Consider the following 19260-nt stretch of genomic DNA (forward strand, 5'->3'; position numbering starts at 1 on the left):
GCCGCCCGGCGGGATATTCAATCCGTTATCGCTGCTTTACGCCACGAAGATCAGAATCATCGAAACAACGAACGCCAGCAGACCGAGAAGTTCGGCAGCGGCGAAGCCGATGAACAGGCGACCCTGCTGACCGTCGGCTGCAGCCGGATTGCGCAGTGCGCTTTCAAGGAAAGAACCGAAAACATTGCCCACGCCCAGTGCGGCCATGCCAGCACCGATAGCGGCCAGACCAGCACCGATCAGCTTTGCTGCTTCTGCGTCCATGATAGTAAACTCCTTTTCCAAACGATTCTAAATGTTGAAGAAATTCTAGTGAAGGTTGACCGCGTCATTAATGTAGAGCGAGGTCAAAAGGGCGAAAACATAGGCCTGAATTACGGCAACCAGAACCTCCAGCGCGTTGATGCCAATCATCAGGGCGAAGCTCGATACGCCGACTGTCAGACCATAGCCGATCCCGGCATTGGTGCTGTTGATCACGAACCCGCCCAACACCTTCAGCAATACGTGCCCGGCGGTCATGGCAACGAACAGTCGCAGGCCAAGGCTGAACGGTCGCACCATGAACGACACCAATTCAATCACGAAGATGAATGGGACCATCGGCAGCGGCGTTCCATGTGGAATGAACAGCGAGAAAAAGTGCAGCTTGTGGCGCCAGAAACCGACGATGAGCACGATCGAGAAGCTCATGATCGCTAATATGCCGGTGACGGTGAAATGGCTGGTAAAGGTAAATGCGTGCAGGCCCACTACGCCCAGCGGCAACATGCCCAGCACGTTGGCGAACAGAATGAACATGAACAACGAAAAGACGTAAGGCGTATATTTCTTGCCTTCTTCACCAATGTTGGCGCGCATCATATTGCTGATAAAGCCGGTCATGCTTTCGACTGCGGCTTGCCAGCGGCCCGGAACCAGTTCGCGCTTCATGCCGCCCAGCATGAAAATCCATAGCGTGACGGCGGCGATCACCATCCACAGGGCGCTGTTGGTAAAGGCGATCTGATGACCGCCAAGGTTGAAACCGTCAAAAATCGTCTGCACTTCAAACTGATGCATCGGATCGATTTTGCCTGATTCAGCTGCCACGCCTTAAACCCCTGACGACAATTACGTATAACAAAAGCGCCCTCATTCCTTCGGGCGTTCGTTGGAAATTCTGATAATATTCCTGAAGGCCACGATAATCCCCACAAAGAGGAAAACCAGCAGGAGCCAGGGAGACGTTCCGATAAACCGGTCAAGGACCCAGCCTATCAAAGCGCCGCCAACGATTCCCCCGATCAGTTCCGCCAGTACGCGATTGCCGAGGCGGTAGTTATTGTCCACCCCTTTTTGCGTACTGCCCGTCCTGACCGCTTCGTCCTGATCCGCCTGCTTGAGTCGCTCTTTGAGCGCTTCCAGCCGCTGATCTTCTTCGATCGGGTCTCGCCCGGACTCTCCATTATTCATCCGCTGCACTCCGTTACCTGCCGGGCTTTAGCCCAGATGATACGGGATGCAAGAACGAGTAGTGGATCACCCGTCAAGGCGCCGCCCGTTTAGAAAGGCGGACCCGTTTAGTCAACCGCTTGCTGCCGCATCGGACTGCTATTGCCAAAAGGGATAAAAAAGGCAGGAAAAAGGCCGCTTCAGGAACTGCAATCCCTCAAGCGGCCTAAACAGATGGACAATCTCGAAAAGCCTGGAGAAGCTTTTAGCCTGCCGTTGCGCAATAATCGGGAAGCGTGATGGGGCCCGCCCCCTTCACGTGCCAGCTACCATCGCTCAAACGATAGGATTGACCAGTCTGCACGCGGCTGGACAGCGTCTTGCACCCGGTTGCCGCAGCCATGTCAGACACCGTCACGCCACGCTTGGCAGCAAGATCGGTATAGGCCGCGCGCCGTTTGATATTGATCGAATCGACCTCTGCCTTGACAGCGGCCGACACTGATCCCTTGACACCAAGATAGCCATCGGCCTGCTCACCGACACTGCCGCTGGCCATGGCCTGCGCCACAGAGGATGCCTGCGCGATCGCTACGCCCGTTCCACCAATGGTCAGCGCCACAGCGCCAGCCAATATGAGCCAATATTTTCTCTGCATCTTCATTGCGGGAACAACTCCGGGTTGTTTTGAATAAGGTCTTCTGCATCTTTTTGCAGCCGGACAATCACTTCCTGCTGCACTCTGACATTCAAATTAATCTCAATCGGCTTTTCCGGGGCTTTCACCTGTATGCATCCCACCGGAAGCACCGATCCAATCATCAACATGCCCACGCCATATGTTTTGGGCCAATATCCGAACTTATGCATTATTTGTCCCCTGTTGACATAGTGTCGCTTTCGCCAGGCTGAACGGCAAGTCTGTTTTCAATAACCGGCTCAAACCCTGTACCCAGATTATTGCGAATGAGCAGGGTCGGATCGACAAAGGATTGCGCAGTGTTGATCAGGCCCCGGAAAGGCGCTTCAATCCGGACATTGAAGATGAAAGGCAAGCCGATAAATTGCTTGAACATGCCTGTCTTTTTGGTGCCGCCGGGGTCCTGATTGACACCATTGAACGACACCTGCGTCACGATTTCGCCATCAAGGTTGCCGTCCATCAATATGGTCAGGCATTTATAGCGCAACGATTTCAATGCATCGAACGCCAGCTTGCCGAACATCCCAAGATCAGCATTGGACACTTGCCCGACATAAGCGAGCGTCCCTGCCTGCCGTGCCGGATCGCATTCGACATGCAGGCTTTTGGCATCCGAAACGTAAAGTGGCGGCAGGCCCGACTGCCGCGCAACCAGAATGCCGCCGACGATGCGACCTCCCGTATCGTCAAAAACCATCGGTAACAGGCCATCGAACGTCCCCGTCGCCGAAATATTTTCCAGTTCAAGCTGATTGATGAAATCGCCCGCCTGCATACCGATAATCCGGAAAGTGAGATAGCGGGGTTTGGCTGCGCTGAAATCCAATGTGGTTGGCTCCAACAATAGCTGCCCTCCGGCAAAGGGCCATTCCCCGCCTTCAACCCGCACCTGTTGCCCCGGAATCAATTGATAGTGGACCACACCGTTAACCGCCTCGATTCCTGGATTGGCATTGGCGATACGAAGAACCTGTCCCGGCGGCGTTTCCAGTCCCAGCAGGTCGGAAAAGGTGATTTCGCCCGACAGTCCGGTCACCGGACCGAAAGCAGCGGCCAGGTTCATATCCGACGTGCGAAAGCGGCCATCGCTGGAAACACTGTTTTGGTTCCAGCGTATCTGACCAGCACCCGATACCACGCCCCGCACGTTGGCTACCACACCGAGAGCCAACCGCGTGACATCCTCTGGCTGCAAAGCGTCGTCAAACCGCAAGCCGTCGACCAGCAGATCCGCCCGCCCTGCGCCGCTGCTCAGGTCATGAACGATATCCACTTTTGTCACCGGCATTTGCGAACGCGGTTCAACCAATGTGCCGTTCGCAACGATCCTGTTATCGCGAAGGGTCAGGTTGAAATCTTGCGATTCCAGCGGATTGAAGCGATCGGGAACCGCGCTATCCGCAACACGCAGACCGCCATTAATCTCAAGCACGCCTTTGCCAAAGCGCCAGCTTCCAGCCGCCCCGGACATTAGCAGGGGCACCTGGCCTATCCGCCCTGCCCCGCCTTCCAGCTTGCCCGCCATGCCAGCGGCAGTGAAATCACCCGTCAGATGCGCCAGCTCCAACAGCGTGCGGGCATCCGCAGCACCAAGCGCAATTTTCACGTCACTGCCGGAAAAGCCTCCCTTGGGCGCATCGAATCGCATTTTGGAGGCAGTAATCGCAAGCGGACTATCCCCGATGCGTCCCTTGATCTGTGGCGCTGCAATTGCCGCACGCAACGCAAAGCCCGCAGGCCCTGCCGTCACGATGGCCCCACCGTCCGCCGGGCACAGGCGCAACCGCGTCGGTTCCAGCACCAAGCTTTCGTATTTGAGAGATGTGAATCCTACTGGCGTACATGCTGTGTTGATCCGTACCGCGCCCCTGGGGCCCACGGTGCCATCCACTGGCAAAACAAAGCCCTGAAGCCTGCCGCCCGGCAATGGGCCATCCAATCGCAGCGCCGTGGTAAAATGGCTGCGGCCATTGCTCTGCGCGACGAAGCGGACCGGATCGAGCGACAAGCGGCCCGTACCAGCGACATAATCTTTCATGAAAATCTGCCCGGCGAGCGCGCCAGTTTCGTTCTGCCGCTTCAACCGGATCGCAGCTTCGGGCAAGCCGCCCCCTTCAATGCGAACACGGCCATTCATTCCCAGTTGCCCATCCGGCCATGACCACGCAAGTCGGCTGCCATCGGCCAGAACGGCCCGTGCGCCACTATCGCTGCGAAAGCTCAGCCCGGTGATATCAATCCGCCCCTTGCTCCCAAGCTGAGAAAACGCCAGCTTGATCCGGGCGTCATTCTTGCGTCCGGCTTTGTCAATTGCAGCGACGAACTTGGCGGCGATCGGCTCCAGCGGCGTGCCGACGCTACTGGTACGCAAACCGGCTACAGGATTGCCTGCCCGCATCCGCAACCCCTGAATACGCACATTGCCATCAAGCTGCGCCTGCATTTTCGACCTGGCTGTTCCAATACTGTAAGCGCCTGCAAATTCCGCACGGTCGGATTGAATGGAAGGGATAGAAAAAGCGCGCGTGAATAATCCCATCCGTCCTTTCATGGCCTTCATGTCGCCATCGAAAGAGATTTTGCTTCCCAGTGAGGCCATGCGCATATCGCCGTTAGCCAGGGAGTCAGCGGACACGTTCGCTTCCCCATGCATATGGTTCAGGGCCTCATTCAAACGGACGTCAAGTCCGATGGCTGGCCGGGCCAATGCAAGGTCCGCATTGGTGCAATTCAGTGTTCTGGCGCGAACCGGACCGTTCAGGCGTGGCTGCCGGTTCTGGACGGAAACATCAGCGTAAACCGACAGAGCCTTCGCCGCACAGCCGCCAGCATCCAGTTCCGGCATGACCGCGGCAAGCTTGCCGGCAAATCCTGACTGCAAATTACCGCTGCCATCCAGTTTTATCCCGATTGGCCCCTGCGGCGTTTCAAGCCGGATACGCGCATCGTCAAGAGTGAGATCAATATCCGGCAAACCCAGCGGCGCGTCGGATGTCATAGTACGAAACTTGTCGAGTTCGCCCAGCAATAGCCGCCCGTTTACAATGCGTCCATGCATACGCACACCGCCTGCCCGCACCGCCGCTATACCGGGGCTAAGGCCAGCCATGCTGACATCAACCTCCACCCAATCAGCGCTAAGGTCCGGATTATCGCGGTCGCCAAGGACCAGGTTTTCAAGCCGTTGGGTCCGCAGGCCGATCGCCGCGACATCATAATGCGCCGCCACGTTGCGCCGCACCAGTTCACGGCTGATCAGATTGTCGGCGATCGGTACGCGCTGCGTCCACAGAACAATCACAACCAACGCCACGATGGACAGGATAAGCAGCGGCCAGAACAGCCGCGTCCGAAACAGACTGTCCTTTTCAGGCTCGTTTTCTGATTCTGCCTGGATCATTCAATCATAACGCTCGGTTGCCGCCTATCGTTTCGCCTGATGTCCAGATCATAGCGCACCGCATTGACCAAAGCTGAACGACAGCGCGAAAAGCGATATGTTTCTGACCTTGAGAACATGAAGTTTGGCGTCATGCGTATATCCCGATTGAGCTTCAACGATAATATGCTTAGCTGTTGATGTCATGGGCGACACCAGAGCGGGCGGCAAGCAGGAACATCATGGCACAGGGCATAGAGAGCGGCTGCGTCGGCGCCTGATCGATGGCGGCCCCGATGCACTGCTTGATCATGAACTGATCGAATACCTTCTCGCGCTCGCCATTCCCCGGCGCGATACAAAGCCGCTGGCCAAACAGCTATTGACGGAATTTGGCGGCATTGGCGGGCTGTTGACTGCCGATAGCGAAGCGATAATGCGCGTCAACGGTATGGGTGAAACCAGCGTCGCGGCGCTCAAGATCGCGCAAGCGGCGGCCCTGCGCCTGATCAAGTCAGAGATTACCGAACAGCCGGTGCTGGCAAGCTGGCAAGCGTTGCTCGATTATTTGCGGGCGGACATGGCGCATATGACTGTGGAGCGTGTACGCGTGCTGCATCTCAATAGCCGCAATATATTGATTCGCGACGAAAATATGGGCGATGGATCGATCGATCAGGCCGCTATCTATGTTCGTGAGGTTATCAGGCGTGCGATCGATCTCGGCTCTGCATCGCTCATTCTCGTCCACAATCATCCGAGCGGCGACCCCGCGCCCAGCCGTCAGGACATCCAAACCACACGCAATATCATCGAGGCTGGAAAAAGACTGGGTATAAGCGTCCACGATCACATCATCATCGGCAAAGGCGGCCACAGCAGTATGCGCGCTGCCGGATTAATATAGGCGCAAGGGCACGATAAAAGGCGGACCGCCATAAGCGGTCCGCCTTTTATGAAGAAGCAAGGTGGCTTTAGCCGCCGAGGTAGGTCACCAGTTCATTCTTGCTTACCGTCTTGCTTTTGTCCTGATCGGCCATTGTAAAGGCCGCGCCGACCCATGCGGTGAGTTCCTGATCGCCAAGAACATTGCCGGTCGATGCCATTTCGGCCTTTTTGAGTGTAGTCATCCATTGGGCGAACTCACTCTGATCCAAATCGCCGCTTTTGTCGCTGTCATAGGTTGGGAACTCGCCATCGACCACTGCGGCCACATCAACCGTAGACGCCCCTTGAGCCTGAGAAGGTTCGGCTGGTTCAGACGGGACTTGGCCGGAAGCGCCCGGCATCTCCTGCTGCGGCACAGGTTCAGCAGCTGTCTGCGCGATTGCGGGCACTGCCAGGATCAGTGCCGTAGAACAAATAAGTGTGCGTATCATCTGTCTGTCTCTCCGATTTGTTGCGACCCGAAAGGCTGTCGAACCAATGGGCAGGTAGGATTAATAAGCGCCGCAGCGCCTTCGGTTCCGCCGAAAAAAGGCGCAGCTTCATCCCATCGCATCCCCATAACGATCCGTCCGGGGATTGAGCCGCCGCCGCGATATGCGGATTTGGCGCCTTCCGCCCCGCCATAACGGCGGAGTGCATTTGCCCTTGGCTGCCGAGCCTGCTAGCGGGCGCGCATCAGCTTCAGTCATATTCAGGATTCGTCATCATGGTCCCGCGCTATTCCCGTCCCGATATGGTTGCCATCTGGGAACCGGAAGCCAAATTCCGCATCTGGTTTGAAATAGAGGCGCACGCGACAGACGCATTGGCCGAGCTGGGCGTAGTGCCCAAGGCTGCGGCCAAGGCACTTTGGGACTGGTGGGCCACCAACCCCGTGATAGACGTCGCCGCGATTGATGCCATCGAGGCAGTGACCAAACATGACGTCATTGCGTTCCTGACATGGGTTGCGGAAAATGTGGGCGACGAAGCGCGCTTCATGCATCAGGGCATGACCAGCAGCGACGTTCTCGATACCTGCCTCAACGTTCAGCTTGCCCATGCCACCGACATATTGCTGGCCGATATCGACAAGCTGCTGGAGGCGATAAAGCGCCGCGCCTTTGAACATAAATTGACGCCCACCATTGGCCGCAGCCATGGCATTCACGCAGAACCTGTCACCTTTGGCCTGAAAATGGCCGAAGCCTATGCCGAATTCGCGCGCTGTCGTGCCCGGCTGGAACTCGCGCGTTCGGAAATCGCGACCTGCGCCGTATCCGGCGCTGTCGGCACCTTCGCCAATATTGATCCCCGCGTGGAATCGCATGTCGCGGACAAGCTTGGCCTGACGGTGGAACCAGTATCGACGCAGGTCATTCCCCGCGACCGTCACGCCATGTACTTTGCGACACTGGGCGTCATCGCCTCTTCCATTGAGCGGCTTGCGGTCGAAATTCGACATTTGCAGCGGACCGAAGTGCTGGAGGCGGAGGAATATTTCTCGCCGGGGCAAAAGGGCAGCAGCGCCATGCCGCACAAGCGCAACCCGGTGCTGACCGAAAACCTCACCGGCCTTGCCCGCATGGTCCGCGGCTATGTGACGCCCGCACTGGAAAATGTCGCGCTCTGGCACGAACGCGATATTTCGCACAGTTCGGTGGAACGCTATATTGGACCTGACGCGACAATAACGCTGGACTTCGCGCTCGCGCGGCTCACGGGCGTCATCGACAAGCTGCTGGTTTATCCAGCCCGAATGCAGAAGAATCTGGACCGCATGGGCGGCCTCGTCCATTCGCAGCGTGTCCTTCTGGCCTTGACCCAGGCGGGGGTCAGCCGCGAGGATTCTTATCGCCTTGTCCAGCGCAACGCCATGAAAGTATGGGATTCCGATGGCGCATTGTCACTGATGGAATTGCTGAAAGCCGACCCGGAGGTTTCAGGCGTTCTGAGCGCACAGGAAATCGAAGACAAATTCAACCTCGACTATCATTTCAAGCATGTCGATACGATCTTTGATCGTGTCTTCGGTTCGCACTGATCGGCTCTGACGGTCGTTACGCTGAACACTGGTATGCAACGCGAAAATCGCTTAGGTTCTGTATCAAGCAGAACAGATATGAGGCCGCGCATGCAATTTCTGAGAACCGCATTCTGGGTAGCCCTCGCGATCATGATCGTCATGTTTTCGGTTAGCAACTGGACAGCCGTTACGGTGAATCTTTGGGGCGGTCTGCGTATGGACACCAAACTTCCGGTTTTGGTCATTGGCGCATTCGCCATGGGTTTCCTGCCATTATGGCTATTTCATCGCGCGATGTGTTGGCGTTTCCGGCGGCGACTGGATACCGTTGAACGCGCCATGTCCGACAATCTTGCCCTGTCGTCTGGATCGGACCTGACAGGTACGCCTGGAGCAACCGGCACTTCCGCAATACCCCAGGGCCCCGCATGAGCAGCCCCATCTATGTAGCGATCGATACGCCTGACCTGAACAAGGCCATGGCGCTCGCGAACACGGTCAAATATCATGTCGGCGGTTTGAAGCTGGGACTCGAATTCTTCTGCGCCAATGGCCATCATGGCATGCTTGAAATGATGAAATTCGGCCTGCCGATTTTTCTCGACCTGAAATTGCATGACATTCCCAATACGGTTGCCAAGGCGATCCAGGCACTGCACTTGCTGGAACCCGCCATTTTGACGGTGCATGCAGCCGGTGGCCGGGCGATGCTGGAGGATGCCAAAGCAGCTGCCAATTTGGGCACCAAAGTTGTTGCCGTGACAGTGCTGACCAGCCTTGACGATAGCGATCTTAAGGATGTCGGCATCATGTCCACGTCCCACAGCCAGGTTGAAAAGCTCACTCATCTGGCACGCGAAGCCGGACTCGACGGCATCGTCTGTTCCGGGCATGAAGTTGCCAGCGCTCGCAAAGTTTGGCCCGACGGTTTTTTCGTGGTGCCCGGCGTCCGGCCAGCCAATGGCAAGAAGGGTGACCAGAAGCGCGCCGTCACACCCAGGGATGCATTGAACAACGGTGCGTCCATCATCGTCGTTGGCCGACCCATTACGCAAGCTGCAGATCCAGACCTGGCCGCGCGCGAGATTGAGGCAACGCTTTAGGCGACACCTGTCAGGCGCGTACGGAATCGCGTGAACCCCAGGCGAATATCCTCTAAGCCCCCGCCATGTCCCGAATCGCGATCAAGATCTGCGGTCTTTCGACCCCCCAAACACTGGACGCAGCCATAAAGGCTGGCGCATCGCACATCGGCATGGTGTTTTTTGCCAAAAGCCCGCGCCTTGTGGATTTCGACAGGGCAGCCGCGCTGGCTGCACGCGTACCGGACCATATCCGTCGGGTCGGTGTCTTTGTCGATCCGGACGAGGAACTGCTGCAGCATGCAATCTCCAGCGGCAGTCTCCACACGATTCAGCTTCATGGCAGGGAAACACCCGAACGCGCCGCGGCCATCCGCGCCCAGCATGGCCGTGACGTATGGAAGGCGATATCGGTCAAGACTCGGACCGACCTTGACTCAGGTCTGGCCTATACCGCCGCAGCCGACATGCTGCTTTACGATGCGAAAACGCCCGAGGGCGCGGCTTTGCCCGGCGGCATGGGCGTGCGTTTCGACTGGAAGCTGTTGCAGGATTTCCGCCACGGCTTGCCATGGGGGCTTTCGGGCGGTCTGGATGTCAGCAACGTCCGCGATGCCATTGGCATTGCCGATGCGCCGCTTGTCGATGTTTCCTCCGGTGTGGAAAGCGCACCGGGTATTAAGGATGTGGACAAGATCGCTGCCTTTTGCCAAGCGGTTTCCCAGCTATGACCATCAAGAACTCCTATCGCAGCCAACCCGACGAGCGCGGGCATTTTGGACAGTTTGGCGGACGCTATGTCGCCGAAACGCTGATGCCTCTCATTCTGGAGCTGGAGCGCGAATATCGCGCCGCCAAACAGGACCCGGCATTCGAGGAGGAATTCCAGTATCTCCTGCGCCAATATGTCGGCCGCCCCAACCCGCTTTACTATGCCGAACGGCTGACGAAGGAACTGGGCGGCGCAAAGGTCTACCTGAAGCGCGAGGAGCTGAATCACACCGGCGCGCACAAGATCAACAACTGCATCGGCCAGATCCTGTTGGCCCGCCGGATGGGCAAAACCCGGATCATCGCAGAAACCGGCGCTGGCCAACATGGCGTCGCCACCGCTACGGTCGCCGCTCTGTTCAACCTGCCCTGCACCATCTTCATGGGTGCGCTGGACGTTGAGCGGCAGCAACCCAATGTGTTCCGCATGAAGTTGCTCGGCGCGGAAGTGCGCGCGGTGGAAGCGGGCGCGCGCACATTGAAGGACGCGATGAACGAAGCGTTGCGCGACTGGGTCGCCAATGTGCATGATACATTCTACATCATCGGCACCGTCGCAGGCCCCCACCCCTACCCCGAACTCGTGCGCGATTTTCAGTCAGTGATCGGCAAGGAAACCCGCGAACAGATATTCGAAGCGGAGGGCCGCCTGCCTGACATGCTGATCGCGCCGGTCGGCGGCGGTTCCAACGCCATCGGTCTGTTCCATCCCTTCCTCGACGATGAAAGCGTGGAAATCATAGGGGTGGAAGCTGCGGGCGAAGGGCTGGACACGCCACGCCATGCCGCCAGTCTTGCGGGCGGATCGCCGGGCGTCCTGCACGGCAATAAAACCTATCTGCTACAGGACGACGACGGTCAGATTACCGAGGCACATAGCATTTCGGCGGGGCTCGACTATCCCGGCATCGGCCCCGAACACTCCTGGCTGCATGACATCGGCCGTGCCCGCTACGTGTCCGTGACGGACGATGAAGCGCTTGCCTCCTTCCAACGTCTCTGCAAGCTGGAAGGCATCATCCCGGCACTTGAGTCCGCCCACGCTATTGCAGCGGCAGAGCGGATCGTGCCTGCCATGGACAAGGACAAGATCGTTGTGGTCAACCTTTCCGGCCGGGGGGACAAAGACATATTCACGGTCGCCAAGGCCTTGGGGGTGGAACTGTGAACGACCGTCTCTCCGCCCGTTTCGCCCAATGCAAAACGCAAGGGCGCGCGGCGCTGGTCTGTTTCGTTACCGGCGGCGACCCGTCACCCGGCGATACCGCAGCGATTCTTGACGCGCTGGTGGAGGGCGGAGCCGACATCATCGAACTCGGCATGCCCTTTACCGATCCGATGGCCGATGGCCCCGCGATCCAGGCAGCAAACCTGCGCAGCCTCGCTGCCGGAACGAAGACCATCGACCTGTTGCAGATCGCAGCCGCGTTCCGCGTCCGGCACCCCGATACACCGCTGATCCTGATGGGTTATTCCAATCCCATGATCCATCGGGGTGCAGACTGGTTTGCGACCGAAGCCAAGGCTGCTGGTGTCGATGGCGTAATCTGCGTTGATATTCCACCTGAGGAAGATGCTGAACTGGGCCCCCTGCTGCGTCAGAGAGGCCTTCACCTCATCCGCCTTGCCACGCCGACAACTGACACGGCGCGTCTTCCCACGGTACTCGATGGCGCGAGCGGGTTTCTCTATTATGTCTCGGTCGCGGGCATCACCGGCAAACAACAGGCTGTGCTGACCAGTATCGAGGACGCTGTCGCGCGACTGAAATCGCAGACCGCCCTTCCCATCGCCGTAGGCTTTGGTGTGCGTACACCCGATCAGGCCGCAGCCATTGGACGGGTCGCTGATGGTGTGGTCGTGGGTTCCGCCATTGTCGATCTGATCGGCAAATACGGTGTGTCAGCGGCACCACATATAAAGGATTACGTCGCATCGCTGAGCGCCGCCATCAGCAGCACCGCAGAGGAGAGCGCCGCATGAACTGGATCAGTCGTGTCCGTAAGGTCATTCCTTTCATTGCGCGCAAGGAAACGACAACCGACAATCTCTGGCACAAATGCGGCCATTGCGGTCAGATGATCTTTCTGAAGGAATGGCAGGAAAACCTTTCCGTATGTCCGAAATGTGATCACCATGGTCGTATCGGTCCAAAGGCTCGTTTCGAACAGATTTTCGACGAGGGAAGCTGGAAAATCCTGCCCACCCCGATCGTCAAGGAAGATCCGCTCAAATTTCGTGACGGCAAGAAATATACCGATCGCATAAAGGCCGCCCGCGCCAGCACCGGCGAACAGGATGCACTGATCAATGCTCACGGAAAGATCGAAAAGGCCAGCATCGTCATTGGCGTTCAGGATTTCGCCTTCATGGGCGGCTCTATGGGGATGGGCGTTGGCGCTGCCTTTGTTCAAGGCGTAGAAGAAGCCATTTCGCGCAAATGCCCCTACATCATATTTACCGCCGCAGGGGGGGCACGCATGCAGGAAGGGATTTTGTCCCTGATGCAGATGCCCAAGGCCACTGTGGCGATCCAGAAACTGCATGCGGCAGGATTGCCCTATATCGTTGTCCTCACCGACCCCACGACCGGGGGCGTAACCGCCAGCTACGCCATGCTGGGCGATATACAGATTTCCGAACCCAATGCCCTGATCGGCTTTGCCGGCCAGCGGGTAATCGAAAACACGATCCGTGAAAAGCTGCCGGAAGGGTTCCAGCGGGCTGAATATCTGCTCGACCATGGCATGATCGACATGGTGGTACACCGCAGCGAACTGCGCGCGACACTGGGCAAAGTGATCGGCTATCTCGCTCCTGGCAAGGCTGCGGCATGACGAACACCCCTGCCCCTTTGACGGGGACCGGGAACATTGCCTGACCAGGCCCACTCCTCCGACCCTTCGGTTCAGGCCCAACTGGACCGGCTTGCGCAGCTTTCGCCCGGTCGCGACATATTGGGGCTGGAACGGATTACGGCATTATTGACCCGGCTAGGCAATCCGCAGCACAGCCTGCCGCCGGTTTTTCATGTGGCGGGAACCAATGGCAAAGGATCGACCTGCGCTTTTCTGCGCGCCGCGCTGGAAGCCGATGGCAAAAGCATACATGCCTATACATCTCCGCATCTTGTCCGTTTCAATGAACGCATTCGCGTCAATGGCAAGCTGATCGCAGATGCTGAACTTGCCCATTATCTGACCATTGCGCTGGACCATTCCGATGGCATAGGCGCCAGCTTTTTCGAAGTAACAACCGCTGCGGCATTTCTTGCCTTTGCCGAAAACCCGGCCGACGCCTGCATCATTGAAGTCGGCCTTGGCGGGCGTCTTGATGCGACAAACGTCATTTCCGCACCCGCCGTATGCGGTATTGCCCAGCTTGGCATCGACCATCAGTCGTTTCTCGGTGAAAGCCTGCTGGAAATCGCGGGCGAAAAGGCCGGAATCGCAAAACGCGATGCGCCGCTTGTCACCATGAAATATCCTGACCCAATCAATAATATCATTCGCGCCACGGCAGAACAGGCGGGCGCGTCATGGTTGCCAATGGGACAAGACTGGGATGCCGCCGTCTATCGCGAAAGATTGCATTATCGTGATGCGGAAGGCCGAATCGATATCCCCCTTCCACGGATGCCCGGCGCACATCAGACCACAAACGCTGCCTTGGCCCTTGCCATGTTACGACACCAGAATGTGCTTTCAATTTCAGAGGCCGCGATCAAGGCGGCGCCGCTTTGGGCGCACTGGCCGGCGCGCCTCCAGCGACTCGAACGCGGACCGTTGACGAATCTGCTTCCCAATGCGGACATCTGGCTGGATGGCGGTCACAATCCGGCTGCAGCCGAAGTATTGGCCCAGCATTTCCACGCATCACTGCCTCCGCCCCGAAAGATTCATCTGGTTTTGGGCATGCTGGCCAATAAGGATCTGATCGGTTTTCTGACCCCCCTTCAGGATCATCTCGGCAGCGTTCACGCCATACCGGTTCCCGATCATGACCATCATGATCCGGGCAGCATCGTCAAACTTGCAAGCGACTGGGGCATCAAGGGCGAAACCCACAGCGATATTGCCGGGGCATTATCCGCAATCGCCGATAAGGACCAGCCGACCACTATTCTGATTGGCGGTTCCCTATACCTTGCCGGCGAAGTGCTTCGCCGCAATGAGCAGGTCCCGGACTGAATATTCCAGCTTCTGCCGGAACCTACTCTTTAAATGGCGGTCTTTTTATAACGTGATGAGATTAGGTTGAATTCCTATCCCCCGTTCGTCCCGAGCGAAGTCGAGGGACGTTGGCTTAGCGCGAGTGTGTCTCGGCTTCGCACGACACGAACGGAAGTGAGCGAACCTATAATCATCGCACTTTAAACGGCGGGTTCGGGCACCTGTAGCGCGATCTGCCGCACCGCATCATCGACATGGCTTTCGAACTGCTCGAAATTTTCCGCAAACAGGCCCACCAGCTTCAAGGCTGTCGCATCATATTCCTGACCATCCGGCCAAGTCTGACGCGGATCGAGAATCTTGCTGTCGACGCCCGGCACGCTGACGGGTACTTCGAACCCAAAATTCTCATCGATGCGGAATTGCGCATTGTTGAGGCTGCCATCCAGCGCGGCGTTGAGCAGTGCGCGAGTCACCTTGATCGGCATCCGGGTACCAACGCCATATTTGCCGCCCGTCCAGCCGGTATTGACCAACCAGCAGGTGACGCCGCCGTTGGCGATGCGTTCCTTCAGCAAATTGCCGTAGACCGAAGGATGACGCGGCATGAAGGGCGCACCAAAGCACGTCGAGAATGTCGCTTCGGGCTCGGTAACGCCGATTTCCGTACCGGCCACCTTGGCCGTATAGCCCGACAGAAAATGGTACATCGCCTGTTCGGGCGACAATCGCGCAATCGGGGGCAGAACGCCAAAGGCATCCGCTGTCAGCATGATGATGTTTTTCGGCACCGGACCCAGATTATGTTCCGACGCATTGGGAATGAAATCAATGGGATAGGCCCCACGCGTGTTTTCCGCGAGGCTGTTATCGTCAAGATCAAGTTCGCGAGTCACGGGATGAATCACGACATTTTCCAGCACCGTGCCGAAGCGCTTCGTCGTCGCATGGATCTCAGGCTCCGCCTCCGCCGACAGACGGATCATCTTGGCATAGCAACCGCCTTCAAAATTGAAGACCGCGGTATCGGACCAGCCATGCTCATCATCGCCGATAAGAGTGCGGCTGGCATCCGCCGACAGTGTCGTCTTACCCGTGCCCGACAACCCGAAAAAGACAGCAGTGTCGCCGTTGGGGCCAATATTCGCCGAACAGTGCATCGGCATGACGCCTTTGATCGGGAGCTTGTAATTGAGAATACCGAAAACCGACTTTTTCATTTCGCCCGCATAGGCGGTCCCGCCGATCAGGATCAGCTTTTCAGTATGATTGACGGCAATAACGGTTCCGCTGTTGCATCCATGACGGGCCGGATCGGCGCGAAAGCTGGGCAGATCGATGATCGTATATTCCGGCACGAAATCCGCAAGTTCGCTCGGCTCTGGACGCACAAGCAAGGTGCGTACGAACAGATTGTGCCAGGCCAATTCATTGATGATTCGGACATTCACACGGTGCTCCGCCTGCGAGCCACCAAATAGATCGGCGATGTACAGCTTGTCCTTGCTGGCCAGAGCCTGCATGAAATCTGCCTTCAATGCAGCAAAATGGTCAGGCGTCATCGCCTTGTTGGTCTTGCCCCACCATACGCTGTCCTCGGTTTCCGCATCACGAACGGTGAATTTGTCGTTCGCGGAACGACCAGTATGTTTGCCGGTTTCCACAACCAGGGGACCATGCTGGGCAAGAACGCCCTCGCCATTCGCAAGCGCCGCCTCTACCAACAAAACGGTTCCCAGGTTCCAATGCTGTTCCGCATCGCTGAAAATACCTTGTTTTGTAAGCGTTATTGAAGACATCGCATGCACCCGCATTCTCCCATCCATCCTAAAACCAACAATGTCAGCCGAACCTGCCAACTGTTATAGCATATTGTCCAGAAATTCCGGATTACCAGATTAGTGTCGGCGCGCATATCCGCTGAAACCCAAAGCGTCAAATCTCTTGAGAACCTGCGGGAGATTGTTGCGGTGAAGCAGTGCATGGTTTACGCCTGCCCGTCCAATGCCCACAGGGGCGGGAGCCTGACCCCATCATGACCACAACAATTGCCCTGGTTGACGACGACAAGAATATCCTGACTTCGGTATCCATCGCCTTGCAGGCGGAAGGATTCATGACCCGCATTTATTCCGATGCGGAAACGGCCCTCAAGGCATTGATCGACAACCCGCCGGACCTTGCGGTATTTGACATCAAAATGCCCCGCATGGACGGATTGGAATTGCTCCGCAGACTGCGTGAGAAAAGCGCGATACCTGTCATTTTCCTGACATCGAAAGACGATGAGCTGGACGAAGCGCTGGGCCTTGCCATGGGCGCCGACGATTATATCTCCAAGCCTTTTTCCCAACGCCTGCTGATAGCGCGCATCCGCGCCATTCTGCGTCGTGCCGAATACAGCGTGAAACCAGACGGCGAAGAATCGGAAAATGCCGCCGAACCCATTATGCGGGGCCGTCTGGAAATGGACCCGGCACGTCATCAGGTCAAATGGACGGGCAAGAATGTGACCCTGACCGTCACCGAATTCCTGATCCTGGAAACCCTGGCGCAACGCCCGGGCGTCGTTAAAAACCGCAATCAACTGATGGACACCGCCTATCAGGATGATGTCTATGTAGATGACCGCACTATTGACAGCCACATCAAGCGCTTGCGACGCAAATTTCGAGAGGTCGATCCCGATTTCAATGCAATCGACACCCTTTATGGCGCCGGATACCGATTCTCCGACGAATAATGACCTCTCCCTGCAATGGTCAGGGCGATTGTCGCTTACCCGCCGTATATTGGCGGTCAACATCCTTGTGCTTGCGCTACTCATCGGTGGTTTTTTCTATCTGGACAGCTATCGCGCACGGATAGTCGACGCGCGGCTGGAACAGTCGGAACGGGAATTGACGTTACTTGCGATCAGCCTTGACCGGACTCCTCAGGAAAATTGGAACAGTCTGATTGCCGCTTTTGCACGCCAGACAGATGACCGCGTTCGCCTCTATGGCAATGATGGACGACTGATCGCGGACAGTTTTTCCATGAATGCTCCACATTATGAATTACGTGACCCCAACAGCGAGTCATGGGAACGGCACGTCGCCCGCTGGCTGGATCAAATCATCGATCGAATCGTGTGGGCACACCTGCCACCCAATTTCGCAGAGCCCGCGGTCGATCAGGTGACCAGTTGGCCCGAACTGGTTGCGGCACAGCAAACAGGACAGGCCAAATCCATCTTTCGCTATGCCCCTGACCGCACACCGATGATTTCCGCGGCGATTTCCATGGGACAGAACAAGCCGCTATTGCTTGCCACTGAAAATGCACGCGACATTACGCGCATTGTGCGGGCCGAAAGGTTTCGACTGGGCGTCGTGCTGGCTGTAGCCATAATCATATCGGTGCTGCTTTCTTTATTTCTTGCCCGCACGATCGTCCGCCCGCTGCGGCGGCTCGCCCGTGCCGCGGTTCGTGTGCGACTTGGCCGGGCGCGGGAAGTGACGGTCCCCCGCCTGCCCTCTCGCCGGGATGAAATTGGCCTTTTGGCGCGCGCGCTGTCGGACATGAGCCATGCTCTGCGTCAACGGATCGATGCCACCGAAGCATTTGCCGCCGATGTTACACATGAGCTGAAAAACCCGATCGCCTCCCTTCGCTCAGCGCTGGAGGCACTGGGCAGCGTAGAAGCTCCCAATCTTCGCTCACAACTTATGGACATCGCCAATGATGATGTCCGCCGCCTTGACCGGCTGGTAACGGACATTGCCGAAGCTTCCAGGGTCGATGCACAGCTTTCGCGCGCGAAATTCGATCTTGTAGACGTCGGCCTGACCATTGAAAGGCTGATCGTCGCTCGCGAAGCACGAGGGATACCGCGTGGGGTTCGCCTAGTATTCGCCCGTCCACGGCGCGGCGTTGCGGTAATGATGGGCGATGAACAAAGGTTGCTCCGTGTCATCGAAAATCTGGTGGATAATGCTATTTCCTTTTCGCCACCCGGCGGGCTGGTACAAATCACCGCCACCCGCGTTGATGACGATGTACTGATCAGTGTCGAGGATGAAGGACCCGGCGTGCCGGAATCCGAACGCGAAACCATTTTCCGGCGTTTTCACAGTGTACGGCCAAATGAAGAGGAGTTCGGCAAGCATAGTGGCCTGGGCCTCGCTATCGCACGCTCCATTGTTGAGGGGCACCACGGCGCCATCAGCATTGGCAACCGCGATGATCGATCGAACGGTGCGCGGTTCGTCGTACGCCTGCCAGCCGGGATGCTACTGGCCGACGACAGCGCAATCGCCTAAGCATAGGGGCCGGGGGTAACGAAAATGACTGTGATTTCATCGGAAACGTTGCATACCAGCACCGTGGCAATCGAAGGGCGCGCCGTGATGATCGAAGGCCGCAGCGGCAGCGGCAAATCAGACCTTGCGCTACGCCTCATCGACCGCGGCGCGAAACTGGTAAGCGACGATTACACCATTGCCAAGCGCAAGGGAAAACTGCTGCTCGCTTCACCGCCAGTCAATATTGCCGGCAAGATAGAAGTGCGTGGAATCGGCCTGGTTGAAATGGAACATACAAGTGATGTACCGGTCGCGCTGGTGGTGCAGCTCTTCGATACGGTAGATCGCATGCCCCTGACGCCGGAATTGCGTGTCGTGGCTGGCATTTCCGTGCCGGTCATGAAAATTGCGCCGATGGAAAATTCAGCACCTATAAAGGTTGAACTGGCCATGAAGACGTTCGGTCTGGATGTTGGCTGA

The 19260-nt window shown here is 57.3% G+C and carries 20 protein-coding genes; 12 read left to right on the plus strand and 8 right to left on the minus strand.

Features of this window, described 5'->3' with window-relative positions; all coding sequences use genetic code 11:
- Positions 1-36: 36 nt before the first annotated feature.
- The 6 genes from L3X40_RS01620 to L3X40_RS01645 all read right to left on the minus strand — a co-directional run bounded on the left by L3X40_RS01620 (position 37) and on the right by L3X40_RS01645 (position 5537).
- Positions 37-264, minus strand: coding sequence for a F0F1 ATP synthase subunit C (locus L3X40_RS01620; protein ID WP_237364099.1), 228 nt, complete (start codon positions 262-264; stop codon positions 37-39).
- Between the two features lie 45 nt (positions 265-309).
- Complete coding sequence (locus tag L3X40_RS01625) at positions 310-1092, minus strand: F0F1 ATP synthase subunit A (protein ID WP_237364101.1); 783 nt, start codon at positions 1090-1092, stop codon at positions 310-312.
- A gap of 42 nt (positions 1093-1134) precedes the next feature.
- Positions 1135-1455 (minus strand): AtpZ/AtpI family protein, encoded by a 321-nt coding sequence (locus L3X40_RS01630; protein ID WP_237364102.1) that lies wholly within the window; start codon positions 1453-1455, stop codon positions 1135-1137.
- Between the two features lie 244 nt (positions 1456-1699).
- Positions 1700-2092 carry a YdbL family protein gene (locus L3X40_RS01635; RefSeq protein ID WP_237364161.1) on the minus strand — a complete coding sequence of 131 codons (393 nt, stop codon included), beginning with the start codon at positions 2090-2092 and terminating at the stop codon, positions 1700-1702.
- Positions 2093-2094: 2 nt separating this feature from the next.
- Positions 2095-2262 (minus strand): YnbE family lipoprotein, encoded by a 168-nt coding sequence (locus L3X40_RS01640; RefSeq protein WP_237364163.1) that lies wholly within the window; start codon positions 2260-2262, stop codon positions 2095-2097.
- A 41-nt stretch (positions 2263-2303) separates the two neighbouring features.
- Entirely contained in the window at positions 2304-5537 is a 3234-nt protein-coding gene (locus L3X40_RS01645) for a YdbH domain-containing protein (RefSeq protein ID WP_237364105.1), read from the minus strand.
- A gap of 184 nt (positions 5538-5721) precedes the next feature.
- Here L3X40_RS01645 and radC point away from each other — a divergent pair, with 184 nt between their 5' ends.
- A complete protein-coding gene (radC, locus tag L3X40_RS01650; protein ID WP_237364106.1) occupies positions 5722-6423 on the plus strand; it encodes a RadC family protein in 702 nt (233 codons plus the stop codon).
- 67 nt (positions 6424-6490) lie between these two features.
- On the opposite strand, the gene L3X40_RS01655 is transcribed toward radC, so the two are convergent.
- Positions 6491-6895 carry an EF-hand domain-containing protein gene (locus tag L3X40_RS01655; RefSeq protein WP_237364107.1) on the minus strand — a complete coding sequence of 135 codons (405 nt, stop codon included), beginning with the start codon at positions 6893-6895 and terminating at the stop codon, positions 6491-6493.
- A gap of 275 nt (positions 6896-7170) precedes the next feature.
- Between L3X40_RS01655 and purB the strand changes: the two genes are divergently transcribed.
- The 8 genes from purB to L3X40_RS01695 all read left to right on the plus strand — a co-directional run bounded on the left by purB (position 7171) and on the right by L3X40_RS01695 (position 14512).
- Positions 7171-8487 (plus strand): adenylosuccinate lyase, encoded by a 1317-nt coding sequence (purB, locus tag L3X40_RS01660; protein ID WP_237364108.1) that lies wholly within the window; start codon positions 7171-7173, stop codon positions 8485-8487.
- 90 nt (positions 8488-8577) lie between these two features.
- Positions 8578-8901 carry a hypothetical protein gene (locus L3X40_RS01665; RefSeq protein ID WP_237364109.1) on the plus strand — a complete coding sequence of 108 codons (324 nt, stop codon included), beginning with the start codon at positions 8578-8580 and terminating at the stop codon, positions 8899-8901.
- Complete coding sequence (gene pyrF / locus L3X40_RS01670; protein ID WP_237364110.1) at positions 8898-9572, plus strand: orotidine-5'-phosphate decarboxylase; 675 nt, start codon at positions 8898-8900, stop codon at positions 9570-9572. Before L3X40_RS01665 ends, pyrF begins: the two co-directional genes overlap by 4 nt.
- 65 nt (positions 9573-9637) lie before the next feature.
- Positions 9638-10282: a phosphoribosylanthranilate isomerase gene (locus tag L3X40_RS01675; protein WP_237364111.1), complete on the plus strand. Its 645-nt coding sequence runs from the start codon at positions 9638-9640 to the stop codon at positions 10280-10282.
- Positions 10279-11490, plus strand: coding sequence for a tryptophan synthase subunit beta (gene trpB, locus L3X40_RS01680; RefSeq protein WP_237364112.1), 1212 nt, complete (start codon positions 10279-10281; stop codon positions 11488-11490). Before L3X40_RS01675 ends, trpB begins: the two co-directional genes overlap by 4 nt.
- Positions 11487-12305, plus strand: a complete 819-nt coding sequence (trpA, locus tag L3X40_RS01685; protein ID WP_237364113.1) for a tryptophan synthase subunit alpha — start codon at positions 11487-11489, stop codon at positions 12303-12305. The genes trpB and trpA overlap by 4 nt, the downstream gene beginning before the upstream one ends.
- Positions 12302-13159, plus strand: coding sequence for an acetyl-CoA carboxylase, carboxyltransferase subunit beta (accD, locus tag L3X40_RS01690; protein WP_237364115.1), 858 nt, complete (start codon positions 12302-12304; stop codon positions 13157-13159). The genes trpA and accD overlap by 4 nt, the downstream gene beginning before the upstream one ends.
- Before the next feature lie 36 nt (positions 13160-13195).
- The gene (locus tag L3X40_RS01695; RefSeq protein WP_237364117.1) at positions 13196-14512 is read left to right on the plus strand and encodes a bifunctional folylpolyglutamate synthase/dihydrofolate synthase; all 1317 of its coding nucleotides are present in this window, start codon (positions 13196-13198) and stop codon (positions 14510-14512) included.
- Between the two features lie 182 nt (positions 14513-14694).
- Here the strand turns inward: L3X40_RS01695 and L3X40_RS01700 are convergent, their stop codons facing one another.
- The gene (locus L3X40_RS01700; RefSeq protein WP_338331120.1) at positions 14695-16293 is read right to left on the minus strand and encodes a phosphoenolpyruvate carboxykinase; all 1599 of its coding nucleotides are present in this window, start codon (positions 16291-16293) and stop codon (positions 14695-14697) included.
- A 236-nt stretch (positions 16294-16529) separates the two neighbouring features.
- On the opposite strand from L3X40_RS01700, the gene L3X40_RS01705 reads away from it, so the two are divergent.
- From L3X40_RS01705 to L3X40_RS01715, 3 genes are read left to right on the plus strand one after another with little or no spacing between them, the layout of a single operon-like run.
- Positions 16530-17237 carry a response regulator transcription factor gene (locus tag L3X40_RS01705; protein WP_237364119.1) on the plus strand — a complete coding sequence of 236 codons (708 nt, stop codon included), beginning with the start codon at positions 16530-16532 and terminating at the stop codon, positions 17235-17237.
- Positions 17206-18798, plus strand: coding sequence for a sensor histidine kinase (locus L3X40_RS01710; RefSeq protein ID WP_237364120.1), 1593 nt, complete (start codon positions 17206-17208; stop codon positions 18796-18798). The genes L3X40_RS01705 and L3X40_RS01710 overlap by 32 nt, the downstream gene beginning before the upstream one ends.
- A 24-nt stretch (positions 18799-18822) precedes the next feature.
- Positions 18823-19260: an HPr kinase/phosphorylase gene (locus tag L3X40_RS01715; RefSeq protein WP_237364121.1), complete on the plus strand. Its 438-nt coding sequence runs from the start codon at positions 18823-18825 to the stop codon at positions 19258-19260.

The sequence above is a fragment of the Rhizorhapis sp. SPR117 genome (assembly GCF_021742065.1).